The sequence below is a fragment of the Streptomyces sp. SID5910 genome, assembly GCF_009862125.1.
Taxonomy (GTDB): Bacteria; Actinomycetota; Actinomycetes; order Streptomycetales; family Streptomycetaceae; genus Streptomyces.
Genome location: NZ_WWHX01000738.1, coordinates 1 through 1,145 on the forward strand (window position 1 = coordinate 1; position 1,145 = coordinate 1,145).

Consider the following 1,145-nt stretch of genomic DNA (forward strand, 5'->3'; position numbering starts at 1 on the left):
ACCCCGTCAGCGCGGGCAAGCGCCCCCACCCCCGGCCGCCACCAGCGCACCGCCACCCAGCGACCGACGTCCACGGCACGCCCCCAACTACACCCCGCCGCCTGGTGGCTCTGGGCCCTATCCCTAGGCACCGCCGCCACCCGCACCACCAACCCCCTCCTCCTCGCCCTCCTCGTCACCGTCTCCGCCTACGTCGTCACCACCCGCCGCCCCCACGCCCCCTGGTCCCGCTCCTACGGCGCCTTCGTCAAGCTCGCCCTCGCCGTCCTCCTCATCCGCCTCGCCTTCACCACGATCCTCGGCTCCCCCATCCCCGGCACCCACACCCTCCTCACCCTCCCCGAAGTCCCCCTCCCCGACTGGGCGCAGGGCATCCGCCTCGGCGGCAGGGTCACCGCCGAGGGCCTCGCCTTCGCCCTCTACGACGCGATGAAGCTCGCCGCCCTCCTCGTCTGCGTAGGCGCCGCGAACGCCCTCGCCAACCCCTCCCGCCTCCTCAAGTCCCTTCCCGGCGCCCTGTACGAGATGGGCGTGGCCGTAGTCGTCGCCCTCACCTTCGCCCCGAACCTCATCGCCGACGTCACCCGCCTCCGCGCCGCCCGCCGCCTGCGAGGCCGCCCCGACAAGGGCCTGCGGGGCCTGCTCCAGGTCGGACTCCCCGTCCTGGAGGGCGCCCTGGAGCGCTCCGTCGCCCTCGCCGCAGCGATGGACGCCCGCGGCTACGGCCGTACCGCCGACGTCCCCGCCGCCGTACGCCGTACCACCGCCGCCCTCACCCTCGGCGGCCTGCTCGGCGTCTGCGCGGGCACGTACGGCGTGCTGACCGCGGCCGGCGGCACGTACGGCATCCCCGTCCTCGTCGCCGGACTCGCCGCCGCGCTCGCGGGCCTGTGGCTCGGCGGCCGCAGGACCCCCCGCACCCGTTACCGCCCCGACCGCTGGGACGCCCGCGCCTGGCTGGTCACCGCGTCCGGCGTCGCGGTCGCAGCCCTGATGTTCGTCGCCGCGTCCCACGACCCGGCGGCCCTGCACCCCGGCGTGGTCCCCCTCGTCGCACCGTCGCTCCCGCTGTGGCCGGCGGCGGCCGTACTCCTCGGCCTGCTCCCCGCCTTCATCACCCCCGCCCCGGACCCACCATCCGCACC

General features: G+C 76.3%; 1 protein-coding gene. It reads left to right on the forward strand.

The window, feature by feature from the left end; genetic code table 11:
- Positions 1–1,145, forward strand: a 1,145-nt coding sequence (locus GTW67_RS25925; protein ID WP_237519031.1) for an energy-coupling factor transporter transmembrane component T, incomplete at both ends; no start/stop codon positions are given.